Consider the following 15,816-nt stretch of genomic DNA (forward strand, 5'->3'; position numbering starts at 1 on the left):
TGTGTTTAAACCTTCAGACCAAGCTCCGCCGACAGCCGAGCCGTGACCCCTTTGATCAGGGGAATCAGCTCGGCCATTTTTTCCAGCGGCATATACGGCACGGTGCTGGCGATGCTGATGCCAGCAACAATGCGCCTGCTGGCATCACGGATCGGCGCCGCCACGCAACGGATCGACGGTTCGTTATCTTCCAGGTCGAAGGCGTAACCGCCCGCCACATACTCGACCATGCGCTGCTGAAACTGCTCCCAGGATTGCTCCGGGTGCTGCGGCCAAAACAGATTTTTCCCACCCGCCGGCAAGCTGATTTCGTACAGCCGTTGCCACTCTTCCTGCGTGTCATCCAGCATCAGCGCCTTGCCGATCCCGGTGCGAGCCAAGGGCATACGATGGCCGACCCGCGAACGCATTTCCGGGCCATTGCGCCCCGGATTTTTGTGCAGGTACAGCACCTCGTCGCCTTCGCGAATCGCCAGGTGAATGGTGTCGCCGGTCAACGCCGACAGCTCATCCAGATACGGCCCGGCCAAAGTCACCAGCGGCAACTCTTCGCGCGCCTGGAAACCCAACTCGATCAGCTTCGGCCCCAACAGGTAGCCGATCTGCGGCACCACGCGCAAGTAACGCTCGTCCACCAGGCAACTGGCCAGACGATGGGTGGTGCTGCGCGTCGTGCCGATCAGCCGGGCGATCTCCTTGAGATCGCGGGCGCCGTTGGCCACGGCCTGAACCACACCCAGACCACGAAGCAGTGTCTGGGTGCCGGTCGGCGCGGCGTCCTTGGCGATTTTTGGGGCGTCTTCCTGCATATCCAGCCTTTACCGTTGAGCGAGTGAACGGGCGGCATTATGGTCGCCCGATGCCCGTGACTACAACTTGATACGCTCGACTTTACCCACCAGCAAGATGTAGGAAAGCGCACCAATCAATGCCAGAACCGAGATGTAGGTAATCGCCGGGGCGAACGAATCACCGGTCGCCAGGAAACCGATGACAATCGGCGTGGTGATGGCCGACAGGTTGCCAATGAAGTTGAACACCCCGCCGGTCAGCCCCAACAAACGTGCCGGTGCCAAGGTTGAAACCAGCGACCAGGTGATCGATGCCAGTCCGTTACCGAAAAACGCCAGCGCCAGAAACGCGATCACCAGCGGCGTCGACTCGACGAAGTTGGCGCCAATGATCGAGGTGGAAATCAGCAGGCCACCAATGATCGGCAGCTTACGGGCGAAACCTACCGTGTAACCGCGACGGATCAGGAAGTCGGAGAAGAATCCCGAACACAGCACACCAACGAAGGCGGCGAGGAATGGCAGCGATGCCAACAGGCCGGACTTGATAAAGTCCATGCCGCGATATTTCACCAGGTAGGTCGGGAACCACGTCAGGAAAAACCACAGCGTCGAGTTGAGGCAGAACTGACCGAGGTAGATGCCCCACAGTTTGCGTTTGGTCAGGACAATCCCGAGGTCAGTCCAGCTAAATTTCGCTTTGACCTTGGCTTGTTCGGCCTGGATATCCACCAGCCCGCCGCCTTCGCGAATCAGATCGATTTCAGCATCGTTGACGCCTTTGAAATCCCGAGGCTCGCGGTACACCGCGTACCAGATCACCGCCCACAGAATGCCCACCGCGCCAGTGCTGACGAACACCATGTGCCAGCCGAATTCGTGCTGAAGCCAGGCTAATACCGGCGTCAGGAATGCGAGGCCGACAAATTGTCCGGAGGTGTAGAAACCGATGGCCGTGGCGCGTTCGCGCTCGGGAAACCAGGTGGTGACCACGCGGCTGTTGATTGGGTAGGCCGGGGCTTCCAGGGCACCGACCGCCATGCGCAAGACGAACAGGGCGATGAAGCTGCCGGCGAAACCGAGCATGACCGTGGCGATCGACCACAGCAGCAAGGCGACACTGTAGAGGATGCGCGGGGGCACACGGTCCACCAGCCAGCCGCCGGGGATCTGCATCGCGGCGTAGGTCCAGCCGAAAGCCGAGAAGATCAGCCCGACGTGGATCGGATCGATGCCCAGTTCGCTGGTCAGCGCCGGGGCCGCGATGGACAGGTTGCTACGGTCCAGGTAGTTGATCACCACGGTGATAAACAGCAGGACCATGATGAAAAATCGCTTGCGACTGGGCGTCACCAACGACGCTTGCCCAATGAGGGTTTGCGGTTGCATGAGGAGTGCCTTTTCTTATGTTTGTTGAGGTCGTGATCGTTCCCACGCTCCGCGTGGGAATGCAGCCAGGGACGCTCCGCGTCCCAAGAGCGGACGCAGAGCGTCCGGTGAGGCATTCCCACGCGGAGCGTGGGAACGATCACCTTGAGGTGGATCAGGGAGCACTCACCACTCAGCAAAACTGCCATCGGCATGGCGCCAGATCGGGTTGCGCCAGCGGTGGCCGACGGCGGCGCGTTCGATCACGTATTCCTCGTTGATCTCGATACCCAGGCCCGGGCCATTCGGGATCTTCACGAAGCCTTTGTCGTAGTCGAACACCCGCGGATCTTTCACGTAATCGAGCAGGTCATTGCTCTCGTTGTAGTGAATGCCCAGGCTCTGTTCCTGGATGAACGCGTTGTAGCAAACCGCGTCCAGTTGCAGGCACGCCGCCAGGGCAATCGGGCCCAGCGGGCAATGCAGTGCCAGCGCCACGTCGTAGGCTTCGGCCATGTTGGCGATTTTGCGGGTTTCGGTGATGCCACCGGCGTGCGACGCATCCGGCTGGATGATGTCGACATAGCCTTCGCTCAGCACACGCTTGAAATCCCAGCGCGAAAACAGCCGCTCACCGAGGGCAATCGGGGTGCTGGTCAGCGGCGCCAGTTCTTTCAGCGCTTCATAGTTTTCGCTGAGCACCGGCTCTTCGATGAACATCAGTTTGTACGGATCGAGTTCCTTCATCAGCACCTTGGCCATGGGCTTGTGCACCCGACCATGGAAATCCACGCCGATGCCGACGTTCGGCCCGACCGCATCACGCACGGCTGCGACGTTCGCCAGGGCCAGGTCGACTTTTTCGAAAGAGTCGAGAAATTGCAGTTCTTCGGTTCCGTTCATTTTAACTGCAGTGAAACCACGGGAGACCGCTTCTTTCGCCGCGCGCGCGGTGTCTGCTGGCCGGTCACCGCCGATCCACGAATACACACGGATCTTGTCCCGCACCTGGCCACCGAGCAAATCACTGACTGACACGCCCAGCGCCTTGCCCTTGATGTCCCACAGCGCCTGATCGATCCCGGCCAGCGCGCTCATGTGGATCGCGCCGCCCCGGTAGAAGCCGCCGCGATAGAGCACGGTCCAGATGTCTTCGATGTTGCGTGGGTCTTTGCCGATCAGGTAGTCAGACAATTCTTCAACGGCAGCCGCAACGGTGTGGGCGCGGCCTTCGACCACGGGCTCGCCCCAACCGGTCACGCCCTCGTCGGTTTCGACCTTGAGGAAGCACCAGCGCGGCGGAACGATGAAGGTGGTGAGTTTGGTGATTTTCATTTTCTTGTCTCTCTTATTAGAGGCAGCGCTCACAGCGCCAAAAAGTCTTAGCGAAGGGCTTTCCAGGCAGCCACGTAGGCCTTGGCATTGACCGCTACGTCCTCTGGGGTCATCCCCGGTTTGAACAATCCGGAACCGAGACCGAAGCCTTTGACGCCCGCGTCGATAAATACCTGCATGTTGTCCGGCGTGATGCCGCCGACCGGCGCCAGAACGGTCCCGGCCGGCAATACCGCGAGCCAGGCTTTGACGACCGCTGGCCCCATTTGCTCGGCAGGAAACATCTTCAGCACGTCCGCGCCCTCGGCCAATGCCGCAAAGGCTTCCGTCGGCGTCGCCACCCCCGGCGACAGGAACAACCCCGCCGCTTTCGCTGCACGCAACACGTTGGGATCACTGTGCGGCATGACGATCACTTGGCCGCCGGCGGCTTTCACGTGCTCGACTTGTTCCGGTGTCAGCACGGTGCCGGCGCCGATCAGGCAATCGGCGGGCAAGGTGCTGCGCAGGATGCGGATACTTTCGTACGGCTCAGGGGAATTAAGCGGCACTTCGATGACGCGAAATCCGGCGGCGTACAGGACTTCGCCGATGACCGCCGCTTCTTGCGGGCGCAAGCCACGCAGGATCGCGATCAGACCGTTTTGCGCCAAGGCGTGTTTGAGCATGTCAGACCTCCAGTCAGGTTTAACGGGATGGATTCGGTGTGATCAGTCCGGCGGCGAGCGCCAACTGCCACAACCCGCGTTCGGTGGCTTGTTCGGCCAGCAGCACCCGGGCAAAACCGCAGGCGTCGAGGGCCCGGCTGTAGCGGGCACAGAGTTGGGCATTACCGATGAGGATGATCGAAGGCAGGTGCACGCTATTGCGCCGACGTCGCTGGGCGGTCGCCAGCGCTGACAGCTCATGACCGATCAACAACCCCGACAAATAATCCGTCTGGGCCATGGCGCTCAGATCACCGGTCAGACCGAGGCTGCGGGCACTGAACACTGTCGACAGCGGGCCGATCTCGCCGTCCGCCGACACGGCCACTTGCACGCCACGATCAAAGGCCTGGCCATCGAAAGCCGCGCCCTTTTGCTGGGTGCGTCCCAGAATGCTGTGCTCGCTGAGCACGGCGAAGATTTCGCCGGTCATGAACGTATCGAAATGCACGATGCAGCCGTCGGCCACTTCCACCCATTTCGAATGACTGCCCGGCAAGCCGATCAATAGATCCTCGCCCGCCTCGCCCTGAAGATTCTGCAGAACGCCCAGCACCTGGGTTTCTTCGCCGCGCATGACATTCGGCAACGGCGAACGCTGAATCACACCCGGGACGATGTGCACATCGACGCCACGAAGACTGCGAATTGTTTGTAGGGAAATTCCGAGCGTGGCGACGTTCGCCGGTGTATCTCGGTAGGCCGCTTCACGCCAGCCCTGGGCGCTGCCGACCATGCCACAGGCGATCACCGGCAAATCCGGCTGCGCATCGAGCCAGTCACCACAGGCCTCATCGAAGGCCAGTTCAAATCCGTCAGTGCATGCCTGACCTTTAATGATTCGCGGCGTCTTGGGCAGCTGCATGATTCCCGAGGACAACGAACGTTGTTCGAGCACCTGGCCATCCGCAGCGAGTTTGTAAGCACGTAATGAGGTTGTCCCCCAATCGAGCGCGATCAATTGCGCCAGCATCGCTTCACCTGTTTTGTTTATTGGCAGTGAGTGAGCGGGACTATAAACCGGCAAGCGCCAATATCTCAATATATAAATATCTCTCCCACATATCGGGATACGAGCAAAAAAATCGCAGCTCAAGGCTGCGATCTGTAAACCAACGTCGCTGACGCTCAATTGCCCTCGGCAAACTCGCGCAACACCGCCCCATCCATCCGGTACCGCACCCACTCTTCCTGTGGCTGCGCGCCTAACGATTTATAGAACTCGATCGCCGGTTTGTTCCAGTCCAGCACGCTCCATTCAAAACGCCCGCAATCATTGGCACAGGCGATTTTCGCGAGGTGGCGCAGCAAGGTTTTGCCCGCGCCACCGCCGCGTTGTTCGGGGGTGATGTAGAGGTCTTCCAGGTACAGGCAGTTGCTGCCGAGCCAGGTGGAATAGCTGAAGAAGAACACCGCGAAGCCGATCGGCTGGCCGTCACGCAGGCAGATCAGGCCATGGGCGGTGGCGCCTTCGCTGAACAGGCTGCGCTCGATGTCGGCGACGCTGGCGATGACCTCATGGCGGGCACGTTCGTAGTCGGCCAGTTCAGTGATGAACCCGAGGATTTGCGGTGCATCGCTGGGGGTCGCCGGGCGGATCTCGATCGTCATTGGGACGTGCCTTCGTCAAAGGTTGAAAACGCCATACTAAGTTGCCACGCTGCGTCCGTCACATGGGAAATCACTTCTGATTTATCGACCATCACCTGTAGCAGCCTGCGGCTACAAGGTTATGTCCAGAAACCGGCGGCGGCTGACGTCGTTCGACAGCCGTTCGTCATTCATCAGGCACCAATCCAAACGGGAAGCGGACCAACATAGGTAGAGACTCTATTAAATGGAGACGATGCCATGTTCATGTCCAGGCTGACCGCCCTCGCTCTCACCTCACTGCTGTCCTGCGCTGCGTTCGCCGTCACACTCGCTGAAGGGACAGGCCCGACCAACCCGGTCGAGGGCCCGAAAGCGCCCGCTATCCAGAGCGCACCCGGCATGAACACCGACGGCACTGCTGTCGACAGCAGCCTGCCGCCCGCTACAGGCATTGACCCACGGATTCAGGGTAATGACGCCGGCCGTCAAGGCAGACTGAACATGCCAGACACCCAGTCACCTGACAACTCCGGCACCACCGGTGGCTCGGGCCCCGAGGACGGCGCCAATCAATAGCTCGCCCACGCGAATGACCTCTCCACAACCATCAAGAGGTAAGCATGAACGACGATAAAAACCTGGAAAAAGAAGTCCTGATCCGCCTGTTGCACGCCCACCCGAATGGCTTGGGCAAAGAGGTTCTGGACAATTATCGGGGGGAGAAAGTCGTGGCCAGTACCCTCGCCACCCTGCAGGACCGGGGGCTGATTCAACACGGCCATGTGAGTTGCAATGAGGCTGGCGAGCACACGGTGAATCTGCCGATCAAACTCAGCAGTGCCGGGGTTGAGGCGGCTCGCAAGCTGGATTGCTGAATACGCGGGGTAAAGTTCAGGATCATTTTTGAGTTTACTGGCCCCATCGCGAGCAGGCTCGCTCCCACCGTGGTTCTGCGTCACAAACAGATCCCTTGTGGGAGCGAGACCGGCTTGCCGGCAACGGCGTCGGCATATCCAACATAGAGGCGTCAGATAGATAGCCTTCGCGGGCAGTTAACGGTGTATCAACGCTGTTTCAGGCGGTCGATGACAACCGCCAGCAACAGAATCGAACCGCGAATCACATACTGATAAAACGTGTCGATGTTCTTCAGGTTCATCGCATTTTCAATGATCGCCAGAATCAGCACCCCGGCAATCACATGCCGAATCATGCCGATCCCGCCACTCAGCGACACCCCGCCCAGTACGCAAGCCGAAATCACTGTCAGCTCAAACCCTTGGCCAATCATTGGCTGCCCGGAGGTCATGCGCGAGGCCAGAATCACCCCGGCCAGCGCACCAATCACGCCATGTACGGCAAAGATGATGATCTTGGTCCGGTCAACGTTGACCCCGGCCAGCAACGCCGCTTCCTGGTTGCCACCGATGGCCATGGTGTTGCGCCCGTAGGTGGTGTAATTCAGCAGCCAGCCGAAAAACAGGAAGCAGACGATGGTGATCAGGATCGGCACCGGCACGCCAAACAACTGGCCGTTACCGAAGACGAAGAACTGCTCCTGCGACACGCCGACCGCTTTGCCGTTGGCGAAGATGTAAGCCAGACCGCGAACAATCTGCATGGTCGCCAGCGTGGTGATCAACGCATTGACCCGCAGCTTGGCAATCACGATCCCGTTGATCAGCCCGACAATCAGCCCCATCACCAGCGCAGCACCCACGCCGAGGAACACACTGTCGGTGTCGCGCATCACCACGGCCGCGACCACGCCGGCACAGGCGATCACCGAGCCCACCGACAGGTCAAAGTGCCCGGACGCCAGGCAATACAACATGGTGCACGCCGCGATCCCCGTCGTCGAAATCGCCAACCCGAGGCCGCGCATGTTCAGTGGCGAGAGGAAGTTGTCGATCAGCAACGTGCACAGCACGAAGATCCCGACCGCCGCCAACAGCATCACCCAGTCATCGAGAAAGCGCCTTAGGTCCAGAGGTTTGCGCTGGGTCGGCAGTACGTTGTTTTGGGTTGTCATCATAGTCACCTCTCAGTTCGCCACGCCGTCAGCGCGTTGGCGCGGCAAAGCCAGTTGCAGCAAGTTAGATTCATTGGCCTCTGCGCGAGACAACTCGCCGCGCATCGCGCCTTCGCAGAGCACCAGAATGCGGTCGGAAATACCCATCACTTCCATCAGGTCGCTGGACACCACAACCACTGCGATGCCGCTTTCGGCCAGGTTATGAATGATCTGGTAGATCTCGGCCTTGGCCCCGATGTCGATGCCGCGGGTCGGTTCGTCCAGCAGCAGGACTTTCATTGGCATCGACAGCCAGCGCCCGAGAATGGCCTTCTGCTGATTGCCACCGGACAGGTACATGATTTTTTGCTCGGCGCTTGGCGTCTTCACCTTCAGCGACTTGATATGTTTGTCGGCGTTGCCCTTCTCCCACAGACCGCGTAACAGACAGCCGAAGGTGGAGTGGGCACCGCGTGCGCTGATGTTGATGTTCTCGGCGACACTGGCGAGCGGAATGATGCCCTCCTTCTTGCGGTCCTCGGGGCACAGCAGAATCCCGGCCGCAATTGCATCGCGAGGTGAACGCAGTTTCAGCTCATGGCCGCGCAATTCCAGGTGCCCGGCGGTGTTGCGCTCCAGGCCGCTGAGCAGCCGAAACAACTCGGTGCGCCCGGCACCGACGAGTCCGAACAACCCCAGAATCTCGCCTTTGTGCGCCTCGAAACTCACCGGCTCGCGCAAGCCCGGGCCAAGCAGGCCATCGACTTTCAACGCCACCGCGCCACGCTTGCGGGGGCGGTAATCGTAGATGTCCTGAATGTCGCGACCGACCATGCACGTCACCAATTGGTCGTGGGTCAGTTCGCTCATGTCCTCGAACGTGCGCACGTAACGACCATCCTTGAACACCGTCACTGCGTTGCAGATGCGGAACACTTCTTCCATGCGATGGGAGACGTAGAGCACCACTTTGCCTTCGTCGCGCAGGCGTCCGATGATCGCCATCAAGCGGTCGATCTCGCGCGCCGACAGACTGCTGGTCGGTTCGTCGAACGCAATCACATGCGCACCACGGGACAGCGCCTTGGCGATTTCCACCAGTTGCCGCTGACCGAGAGACAGGCGCCCGACTTTCTCTTGCGGGTCGATTTCATCGGCCAGGCCTTTGAGGCAAGCCAATGCCTGTTGGCGCAAGGCGCCGCGATTGATCAGGCCGAAACTGGCCGGCAGATGCCCGAGGAACAGGTTCTCCGCCACGGTCATTTCAGGCACCAGATGCAACTCCTGATGGATCACCGCGACGCGGCTGGCGATGCTGTCGGCGGTGGATTTGAATGCCATCGTCTGCTCGCCGATCTGCAGGCTGCCACTGCTGGGCGTGTAAGCGCCGCCGAGGATTTTCAGCAGGGTGGATTTGCCGGCGCCGTTCTCGCCCATCAAGGCATGAACCTGCCCCGGATGGGCGACGAAGCTGATGTTGTCCAGCGCCTTCACCCCGGGAAAGGTCTTGCCGATCCCGTTGAAGCGCAAGCTGCCGCCTACGCTGTGTTCGTGTGTCTGTACTTGCGCGTGCATAAAACCACCTCTTTACAGGTCAGGCGGCTCCGTCGCCGCGGCCACCGTTGAAATCAACCGCGCCTCAGTTCCACAGGCCGATTTTTTCCAGTTCCTGCTTGAAGTTTTCGCGCGTGATCAGCGTCACTTCATCCATGGCGGTGTATTTCGCCGGTTCCGTGCCAGTGGTGACCCACTCGTACATCATGCTGGCGGTGTTATAGCCCTCAATGTGAGGGCTAGGCAGCATCGAGCCGAAGAAGCCGCTGTTGGCTTTTTTCAGTTCGCCGATGGCGTCGGTGCCATTGATGCCGATCCCGATGACATTGGCGGCCGCGAAACCGGCGCTTTCGGTGGCGCGCACGCCGCCGAGCACGGTGTTGTCGTTCATGCCGCCGATGATCAGGTTTTTCGCCGAGCCCGGCAGTTTCACCAGCGCGGAGTTGGTGGCGTCCATGCTGCCCGGTACGTCGAGGGTTTTCAGTGCCGAGAACAGGATGTGGTCTTTGGGCATGCCGGCGTCTTCCAGCGCCTTGACCGAACCGTCGGTGCGTTTCTTGCCAGTGTCGAGTTCGTTGAAGGTGTTGATCACCGCGTAGGTGTCCTTCCAGTCCCAGCCACGTTTCTTCGCTTCGGTGGCCATGGCGCTGCCTTGTTTCTGGCCGACTTCGAACGCGGCCATGCCGAGGTACGGAACGTCTTCCATGAACTTGCCGTTGGCATCGACAAAGCGGTCATCGACGGCGATCACTTTCAAGCCATTCAACTTGGCTTTGGCCATGATCGCCGGGCCCAGGGACACGTCGGGCGGACAGATCACGAAACCCTTGGCACCGTTGGCGGCCAGGCTGTCGATGGCCGAGAGGGTTTTCTCGCCATCCGGCACGGCGATTTTGATGAGGGTAAAACCTTTCTCTTTCCCGGCCTTTTCGGCAAATGCCCATTCGGTCTGGAACCAGGGCTCTTCCGCTTGCTTGACCAGGAAACCGATTTTCACTTCCTCGGCCGCCAGCAGCGTACTGCTCAGGCTAACCGCGGTGACTGCCAAAGCGGCACAGCACAGGGAACGGATCCCACGACGACGATTCATAAGCTGACTCCTTGTTATTTTTTTTGAGCGTTATTTGCAGCCGGTACAAACGATGAGTCTAATAGTCATATCGTATGATGATTGGATTTCAGACGAAGTTCCGCGCCTGAAACCCGTTTTACTCAGTCGTGATACATGACCGAGCGTCCACCATCGATGGTGATGCACGAGGCATTGATGAACGGCGCTTCATCGCTGGCCAGGAATACGGCGGTCATGGCCACTTCAATCGGTTGACCGATACGGCGCGGTGGATGCAAGTCAAAGGCGCGCTGACGCTCGGCTTGCGGGTCGGCGAAACCGTTCCAGTAATCCACGTTCAATTGGGTTTCGATGTAGCCCGGCGCGATGGCGTTGACGCGAATGCCCTTCGGCGCGTATTCGATGCCGAGTGCACGGGTCAGGCCGAGCAAACCGTGCTTGGCCACCGGGTACGGGAAGCAGCCTGGGATGATGTGAGAGGAATGGGTCGAAGCAATGTTGATAATGCTGCCGATGCCCTGCTCGATCATTTGCGGCAATACCGCCTTGCAACCGTACCAGGCGCCGTCGAGGTCAATGGCGAAGCAGCGATGCCAGTCTTCTTCGGTCATTTCCAGTGGGTCGCGGAACACATTGACCCCGGCGCAATTGACCAATACATCGATCCGGCCATGAAGGTCGACCGCCAGTCTGGCCATGGCGTGCAGGTCTTGCTGGCGCGATACGTCAGCCTTGATCGCCACCACATCGGCGCCTTGCTCGCGCCAATACGCCGCGACTTTCTCGACTCTTTCTGCCTGGATGTCGCTGATGATCAGCTTGGCCTGCTGGGCCGCGAACGTCGCAACAATGGCCTCACCGATGCCTTGAGCGGCACCGGTCAGCAGCACCACTTTGTTTTTCAGGCGCTCGCCCTTGGGCGGTTCGGCCACTGGGGGCAAGGAAAGAGATTCAGCCATGAATCAACACTCCTTTTTGCAGGCACGACAAAAACCGGGCATCTCTCGATTTCCGGTCAAAAGACTGTCTGGAAAATCGCTGCATCACTTCACCTGTTTTGTTTTTTTAAGTGTGAGTGCGTGTAACTGATGGCCGACTATAAACCCGCCCATCGAATAATCTCAATATATAATTTTGCATCCCATATTTCGGGATCTAACCAGCAAAACGAGTACAGGGCATTCCGGCCACATCCACTCGAATCGACAACACCGCGCCGTCCAGTGGATGGTTGAGCGGGCTCGCAGCGCTGGTGATGTACAGGGTTTTCAGGTCTTCGCCGCCAAATACGCAACTGGTGGGACGGCTGACGGGCAGCTCAATGATTCGATCAACATGACCGTCCGGGGTCAGCCGAAGCAAGCAGCTGCCGTCCCAGCGGGCATTCCACACGTAGCCTTCGACGTCCATGGCCGAACCATCGGGAACGCCACGCTTATCCGGACCGAACCAGACATAAGCGGTGTCCAGATTGCCATCGGCGTGGATGAAATACCGGTACAGCGTGGCGTCCAGGCTGTCGGCGAACAACAGCGTCGTCGCGTCATTGCTCCACAGCAATGTGTTGGGAATCCCCAGCCCGCGAAGCAGTGGCGTCACCCGGGCATCACGGTCGATGCGAAACAGGCCGCCGGAACGACGCGTGACAGGCAGGTCTTCGCCGTTTTCGCCAATATTGTTTTGCATGGTGCCGAGCCAGAGCCGGCCCTGCGCATCGCAACGGGCTTCATTAGGGCGATTGCCGGGTTGCGGGTCAGCAATGCAGAGCAAGGTCAGGCGCGGCTCAAGGCCCGGTGATTCGAGGTCCAGCCAATAGACGCCACTGCTCAAAGCGACCAGCGCATCACCGCTTTCGCAGGGGATGAATGCGGAGATATGTTCCGGCATTTCCCAGATCTGGACGTTGGCGCCGATCAGCCGAAGTGCTTGTTTGCCGGCGATATCAACCCAGTACAGCGCCTGCGTCGGCACGTCCCAGAATGGACCTTCACCAAGCCGCGCACGGTGCTGGGTCAGCGCATTCAACGTCATGAAACCTCCTGCCTTGTTGTTGTTTTTTTGTGGGAGCATTTTTTAGCCGGCTTTTTTATCGGCCATGACTTGCGGGTAGAAGCGCTTGATCGCCAGGTCCGCGTTATCGATCAGGGTCATGCAGGCCCACACCCCGCGCGCGGCGTCGCGCGCGGCGATGGCATCGGCCATGTCTTTGTGAATAGGCAATGTGCGTCGCAGTTCGTCGGGGTCGGCGGCGGAGACTTCGAACGACACCGCTAGCAGCGCGCCAAGGGCCGGGACCATTTGCTCAATGAACTGATTGTGGCTGGCGGCGAGGATGCATTCGTGGAATATCTGGTCCGCGCGGTTGTAATCGACCCCGCTTTCCACTGCCCTTTCCAGCGCGTTGTAGGCCAGAAGCACGGCTTGCACTTGCTCGACCGTAGCCCGCTCACACGCCCAGCGCACGGCCATGGGTTCGATGGTGCGGCGCAGGTCGAGCAAATCGTCGACGAAGTTTTCCGGCAACCCACTGCGGGACAGCCAGCCGACGACTTGGGGATCGAAGAGGTTCCAGCGGCGCACCGGCAGCACCCGCGTGCCGACTTTCGGCCCGACTTCGAGCATGCCTTTGGCGACCAGGGTTTTGATGGCTTCGCGGATGACCGTGCGACTGACACCCAGTTGCTCGCCCAGATCGGCTTCGACCTTGAGCGATTCGCCGGGCTTCACCTGGCCTGCGGCAATCCAGCAACCCAGCCAGTCAACGGTCGACGCATGAAAACTGCTGGACATGAAAACCTCGAAGCAGGGACGGCAAAAAGCCGTTCGCGATGGAGGCCTACGCTAATCATCATATGATTGACTGTCAATTTGATTTTCGATACTGGCATAAAAAAATGTGGGAGCGAGCCTGCTCGCGATGAGACCATAACATTCAACATCAGTGTTGACTGTGATACCGCCATCGCGAGCAGGCTCGCTCCCACATTTTTGAGCTGTTTAGGGTTCTAGACCGATGGGAAAAAACTCGCCACCGCTCCATACGCCAAGCCAGCGCTGCCCGTCTATTTCACGGGTCACGGCCAGCTCCACCAATTGGTAGAACACGTTGCGATGGATCAGGGCTTCGAGGTTGGTGCGCACATGGACATAGGGTGCCGGCTCTTGGGTGACAGGGTCGATCACCACGCGGATCAGGTGTTCTGCGCCTGCCTCGGCAGTTTCATCAACGTTAGTGGTGAACCGCAGAAGCTGCGCGTCGCCCTCGCCTTCCACCTCCACGGCGATCGCCACAAAGGGTGCATCGTCGACCTTGATCCCGACTTTCTCGACCGGCGTGATCAGGAAATATTCATCGCCATCGCGGCGAATGATGGTGGAGAACAGTTTGACCATCGGTTTGCGCCCGATCGGCGTGCCCAGGTAATACCAGGTGCCGTCGCACGCGATGCGCATATCGATGTCGCCACAGAAATCAGGGTTCCACAGGTGGACCGGCGGCAAGCCTTTGGTTTTGGGGATTTGCCCCAACAAGTCGTTGGCTTTTTGCGGGCCACTCATGGCGTTCTCCTTGAATTTACTGGTTGCTGATCCCGATCAGGCTGCGCGCATATTGTTGCAGCGGCGGGCCAATCAGGTCTTCTGGGCTGGTGTCGTGGAACGTCAGTAAACCGCCACGACTCTTGATGGTTGCAGTATCAATCAAATACTGGGTGCTGGTCTCGATCAACATGATCTGAATCACCCCGCTATCGATACCGAGGCGATCGACGTATTCCTGATCGATCCACTCATCCATGTTGCCGATGCGGTCGTCAGCATTGGCGAATCGGGTATAAAGCAGATAATGGGCACCGGCGCCGCGGGCTTCAGCCATGGCTCGGTCGAGACCTTCGGGGGCGCTAGCGCGGCGTATCATCGGGAAGTATTCGATAAAGCCGTTGAAGGCCTCTTCGGCCACCACGTTTGGACGAGGATAGGGATAGCCCGGTGGCGAGAAAGGTCCTTGGGCGATGTAGATGAACGAGTCCGGCTGAATACGCAGGTTGTTCACACGACGGCTGTTGCTGTGATCCAGCAGTCCCACGTCGCTCATCTGGTAGCGAGTCTCTTCAGCCATGTCGCTGACATTCATGCAGCCACCCAGCGCCATAACGGCCAGCAGCAAAACCAGACTACGCATTCTATCCTCCAGAGGCCGGTGACGGAAAACCGGCGAATGGCCATTGGATGCAGCTTCCGCGCCAGCTCAAGGATGTTGTTGCCTTATAGATAGCAATCGCGAGCAGGCTCGCTCCCACAGGTTTTGCGCAAATCTTTGTGGGAGCGAGCCTGCTCGCGATGAGGGAGTGTCAGCCGCCAATAATCTTCATGACCGTCGCACCACCCGAAAACGCCACTTCCTGCTTGTCGCCCAAGGCTTTCACCAATAGGCGCTGCAAGGCTGGAAGCGCTTGATGGCGAGGCTTGTCGAGCAAGTCGCCGACATAGTGGCGATTGCTCGACGACAGGCAGCCATGCAGCCACCCCGTAGAGGAAAGACGCAAGCGCGAACATGTACGGCAGAACGGAACGCTTTCGTTGGCGATCACGCCGAAATGCCCCATCCCTGGAATTTCATAACGCACCGCTGTTGCGTCTACTGGCGCATCGGCTTGCAGGTATTCATAACGCTCGCCGATCAGGCTCAGCAACTGCTGGAGGCTGACGAACTGTTGCAGGAAAGCATTGGAGTCGGTGGCCAGGTGGCCCATGCGCATCAGCTCGATGAAGCGCAATTCATAGTCGCGCTCCAGGCAGTAATCGAGCAGCGGCATGACCTGATCAAGGTTCTGTCCGCGCAATGGCACCATGTTGACCTTGATCTTGATGCCCGCTGCGCTGGCCTGATCCATGCCGTCGAGTACCGTCGCCAGATCGCCGCCGCGCGCGATGCTGCGAAAGGCACTGGCGTCCAGGGTGTCGAGGGAAACGTTGATACGACGGATACCGGCGTCCACCAGCAACGGCAGCTTTTTCGCCAGCAATTGACCATTGGTGGTCAGGCTGATGTCTTGCAGCCCCATCTGGCCGACGGCGGTCATGAAGGCTTCGAGTTTGGGGCTGACCAGCGGCTCGCCACCGGTGATGCGCAAACGTTCGATGCCTGCCGCCTCGATCAAATACGCCACGCCGCGCGCCATGGCCTCGGCCGACAATTCATCCTGCGCAGCCACCAGCCGCTTGCCGTTAGGCACGCAGTAGGTACAAGCATAATTGCAGGCTGAAGTCAGACTGATCCGCAAATTGCGAAAACGCCTGCCTTGACGGTCAACGATCATGGATCACTCCGGCGGTGGAAAACTGGAACGCGCAAAACTTGACCCAGAATTCAAGTTTTAGCAA

17 protein-coding genes are annotated in these 15,816 nt (G+C 59.3%); 2 read left to right on the forward strand and 15 right to left on the reverse strand.

The annotated features are described in order from the left end of the window. Positions 1-5: 5 nt before the first annotated feature. The 6 genes from J2Y56_RS20310 to J2Y56_RS20335 form a co-directional block, all read right to left on the reverse strand. Positions 6-809 carry an IclR family transcriptional regulator gene (locus J2Y56_RS20310; RefSeq protein ID WP_150780612.1) on the reverse strand — a complete coding sequence of 268 codons (804 nt, stop codon included), beginning with the start codon at positions 807-809 and terminating at the stop codon, positions 6-8. A 60-nt stretch (positions 810-869) separates the two neighbouring features. Then, positions 870-2,180 carry an MFS transporter gene (locus J2Y56_RS20315; protein WP_310333838.1) on the reverse strand — a complete coding sequence of 437 codons (1,311 nt, stop codon included), beginning with the start codon at positions 2,178-2,180 and terminating at the stop codon, positions 870-872. A 165-nt stretch (positions 2,181-2,345) separates the two neighbouring features. Further along, positions 2,346-3,494: a galactonate dehydratase gene (gene dgoD, locus J2Y56_RS20320; RefSeq protein WP_007903915.1), complete on the reverse strand. Its 1,149-nt coding sequence runs from the start codon at positions 3,492-3,494 to the stop codon at positions 2,346-2,348. Between the two features lie 47 nt (positions 3,495-3,541). After that, entirely contained in the window at positions 3,542-4,162 is a 621-nt protein-coding gene (locus J2Y56_RS20325) for a 2-dehydro-3-deoxy-6-phosphogalactonate aldolase (protein ID WP_007945698.1), read from the reverse strand. Positions 4,163-4,181: 19 nt separating this feature from the next. Then, positions 4,182-5,174, reverse strand: coding sequence for a 2-dehydro-3-deoxygalactonokinase (locus J2Y56_RS20330; RefSeq protein ID WP_310352243.1), 993 nt, complete (start codon positions 5,172-5,174; stop codon positions 4,182-4,184). Between the two features lie 155 nt (positions 5,175-5,329). Further along, on the reverse strand, positions 5,330-5,812 hold the full coding sequence (locus J2Y56_RS20335) for a GNAT family N-acetyltransferase (protein ID WP_150780608.1): 483 nt from the start codon (positions 5,810-5,812) through the stop codon (positions 5,330-5,332). Positions 5,813-6,052: 240 nt separating this feature from the next. Here J2Y56_RS20335 and J2Y56_RS20340 point away from each other — a divergent pair, with 240 nt between their 5' ends. Continuing rightward, positions 6,053-6,370: a hypothetical protein gene (locus tag J2Y56_RS20340; RefSeq protein WP_310352245.1), complete on the forward strand. Its 318-nt coding sequence runs from the start codon at positions 6,053-6,055 to the stop codon at positions 6,368-6,370. Positions 6,371-6,414: 44 nt separating this feature from the next. Next, complete coding sequence (locus J2Y56_RS20345; RefSeq protein WP_007945704.1) at positions 6,415-6,669, forward strand: hypothetical protein; 255 nt, start codon at positions 6,415-6,417, stop codon at positions 6,667-6,669. 188 nt (positions 6,670-6,857) lie between these two features. On the opposite strand, the gene araH is transcribed toward J2Y56_RS20345, so the two are convergent. From araH to J2Y56_RS20390, 9 genes are all read right to left on the reverse strand, one after another. Next, complete coding sequence (araH, locus tag J2Y56_RS20350; RefSeq protein ID WP_033049225.1) at positions 6,858-7,826, reverse strand: L-arabinose ABC transporter permease AraH; 969 nt, start codon at positions 7,824-7,826, stop codon at positions 6,858-6,860. Positions 7,827-7,838: 12 nt separating this feature from the next. Further along, positions 7,839-9,383, reverse strand: coding sequence for an L-arabinose ABC transporter ATP-binding protein AraG (araG, locus tag J2Y56_RS20355; RefSeq protein WP_007945710.1), 1,545 nt, complete (start codon positions 9,381-9,383; stop codon positions 7,839-7,841). A 64-nt stretch (positions 9,384-9,447) separates the two neighbouring features. After that, entirely contained in the window at positions 9,448-10,452 is a 1,005-nt protein-coding gene (locus tag J2Y56_RS20360) for a substrate-binding domain-containing protein (protein ID WP_007945711.1), read from the reverse strand. Positions 10,453-10,574: 122 nt separating this feature from the next. Next, positions 10,575-11,393 carry an SDR family oxidoreductase gene (locus tag J2Y56_RS20365; protein ID WP_007945713.1) on the reverse strand — a complete coding sequence of 273 codons (819 nt, stop codon included), beginning with the start codon at positions 11,391-11,393 and terminating at the stop codon, positions 10,575-10,577. Between the two features lie 196 nt (positions 11,394-11,589). Beyond that, positions 11,590-12,465, reverse strand: coding sequence for an SMP-30/gluconolactonase/LRE family protein (locus J2Y56_RS20370; protein ID WP_007945714.1), 876 nt, complete (start codon positions 12,463-12,465; stop codon positions 11,590-11,592). 42 nt (positions 12,466-12,507) lie between these two features. Then, positions 12,508-13,224 carry a FadR/GntR family transcriptional regulator gene (locus tag J2Y56_RS20375; RefSeq protein ID WP_007945715.1) on the reverse strand — a complete coding sequence of 239 codons (717 nt, stop codon included), beginning with the start codon at positions 13,222-13,224 and terminating at the stop codon, positions 12,508-12,510. A 207-nt stretch (positions 13,225-13,431) separates the two neighbouring features. Beyond that, on the reverse strand, positions 13,432-13,992 hold the full coding sequence (locus tag J2Y56_RS20380) for a DUF1285 domain-containing protein (RefSeq protein WP_310352250.1): 561 nt from the start codon (positions 13,990-13,992) through the stop codon (positions 13,432-13,434). A gap of 16 nt (positions 13,993-14,008) precedes the next feature. Next, positions 14,009-14,614, reverse strand: coding sequence for a DUF4823 domain-containing protein (locus J2Y56_RS20385; RefSeq protein ID WP_007945717.1), 606 nt, complete (start codon positions 14,612-14,614; stop codon positions 14,009-14,011). Between the two features lie 169 nt (positions 14,615-14,783). After that, positions 14,784-15,752, reverse strand: a complete 969-nt coding sequence (locus J2Y56_RS20390; RefSeq protein WP_310352253.1) for a radical SAM protein — start codon at positions 15,750-15,752, stop codon at positions 14,784-14,786. Between the last annotated feature and the right edge of the window lie 64 nt (positions 15,753-15,816).

Origin of the sequence: Pseudomonas sp. BE134 (assembly GCF_031456105.1) — a bacterium.
Lineage (GTDB): Bacteria > Pseudomonadota > Gammaproteobacteria > Pseudomonadales > Pseudomonadaceae > Aquipseudomonas.

Excerpts from the sequence above, each read along its gene's own strand:
- J2Y56_RS20310 (WP_150780612.1), bottom strand. The coding sequence starts at position 809 with ATGCAGGAAGACGCCCCAAAAATCGCCAAGGACGCCGCGCCGACCGGC.
- J2Y56_RS20315 (WP_310333838.1), bottom strand. The coding sequence starts at position 2,180 with ATGCAACCGCAAACCCTCATTGGGCAAGCGTCGTTGGTGACGCCCAGT.
- dgoD (WP_007903915.1), bottom strand. The coding sequence starts at position 3,494 with ATGAAAATCACCAAACTCACCACCTTCATCGTTCCGCCGCGCTGGTGC.
- J2Y56_RS20325 (WP_007945698.1), bottom strand. The coding sequence starts at position 4,162 with ATGCTCAAACACGCCTTGGCGCAAAACGGTCTGATCGCGATCCTGCGT.
- J2Y56_RS20330 (WP_310352243.1), bottom strand. The coding sequence starts at position 5,174 with ATGCTGGCGCAATTGATCGCGCTCGATTGGGGGACAACCTCATTACGT.
- J2Y56_RS20335 (WP_150780608.1), bottom strand. The coding sequence starts at position 5,812 with ATGACGATCGAGATCCGCCCGGCGACCCCCAGCGATGCACCGCAAATC.
- J2Y56_RS20340 (WP_310352245.1), top strand. The coding sequence starts at position 6,053 with ATGTTCATGTCCAGGCTGACCGCCCTCGCTCTCACCTCACTGCTGTCC.
- J2Y56_RS20345 (WP_007945704.1), top strand. The coding sequence starts at position 6,415 with ATGAACGACGATAAAAACCTGGAAAAAGAAGTCCTGATCCGCCTGTTG.
- araH (WP_033049225.1), bottom strand. The coding sequence starts at position 7,826 with ATGACAACCCAAAACAACGTACTGCCGACCCAGCGCAAACCTCTGGAC.
- araG (WP_007945710.1), bottom strand. The coding sequence starts at position 9,383 with ATGCACGCGCAAGTACAGACACACGAACACAGCGTAGGCGGCAGCTTG.
- J2Y56_RS20360 (WP_007945711.1), bottom strand. The coding sequence starts at position 10,452 with ATGAATCGTCGTCGTGGGATCCGTTCCCTGTGCTGTGCCGCTTTGGCA.
- J2Y56_RS20365 (WP_007945713.1), bottom strand. The coding sequence starts at position 11,393 with ATGGCTGAATCTCTTTCCTTGCCCCCAGTGGCCGAACCGCCCAAGGGC.
- J2Y56_RS20370 (WP_007945714.1), bottom strand. The coding sequence starts at position 12,465 with ATGACGTTGAATGCGCTGACCCAGCACCGTGCGCGGCTTGGTGAAGGT.
- J2Y56_RS20375 (WP_007945715.1), bottom strand. The coding sequence starts at position 13,224 with ATGTCCAGCAGTTTTCATGCGTCGACCGTTGACTGGCTGGGTTGCTGG.
- J2Y56_RS20380 (WP_310352250.1), bottom strand. The coding sequence starts at position 13,992 with ATGAGTGGCCCGCAAAAAGCCAACGACTTGTTGGGGCAAATCCCCAAA.
- J2Y56_RS20385 (WP_007945717.1), bottom strand. The coding sequence starts at position 14,614 with ATGCGTAGTCTGGTTTTGCTGCTGGCCGTTATGGCGCTGGGTGGCTGC.
- J2Y56_RS20390 (WP_310352253.1), bottom strand. The coding sequence starts at position 15,752 with ATGATCGTTGACCGTCAAGGCAGGCGTTTTCGCAATTTGCGGATCAGT.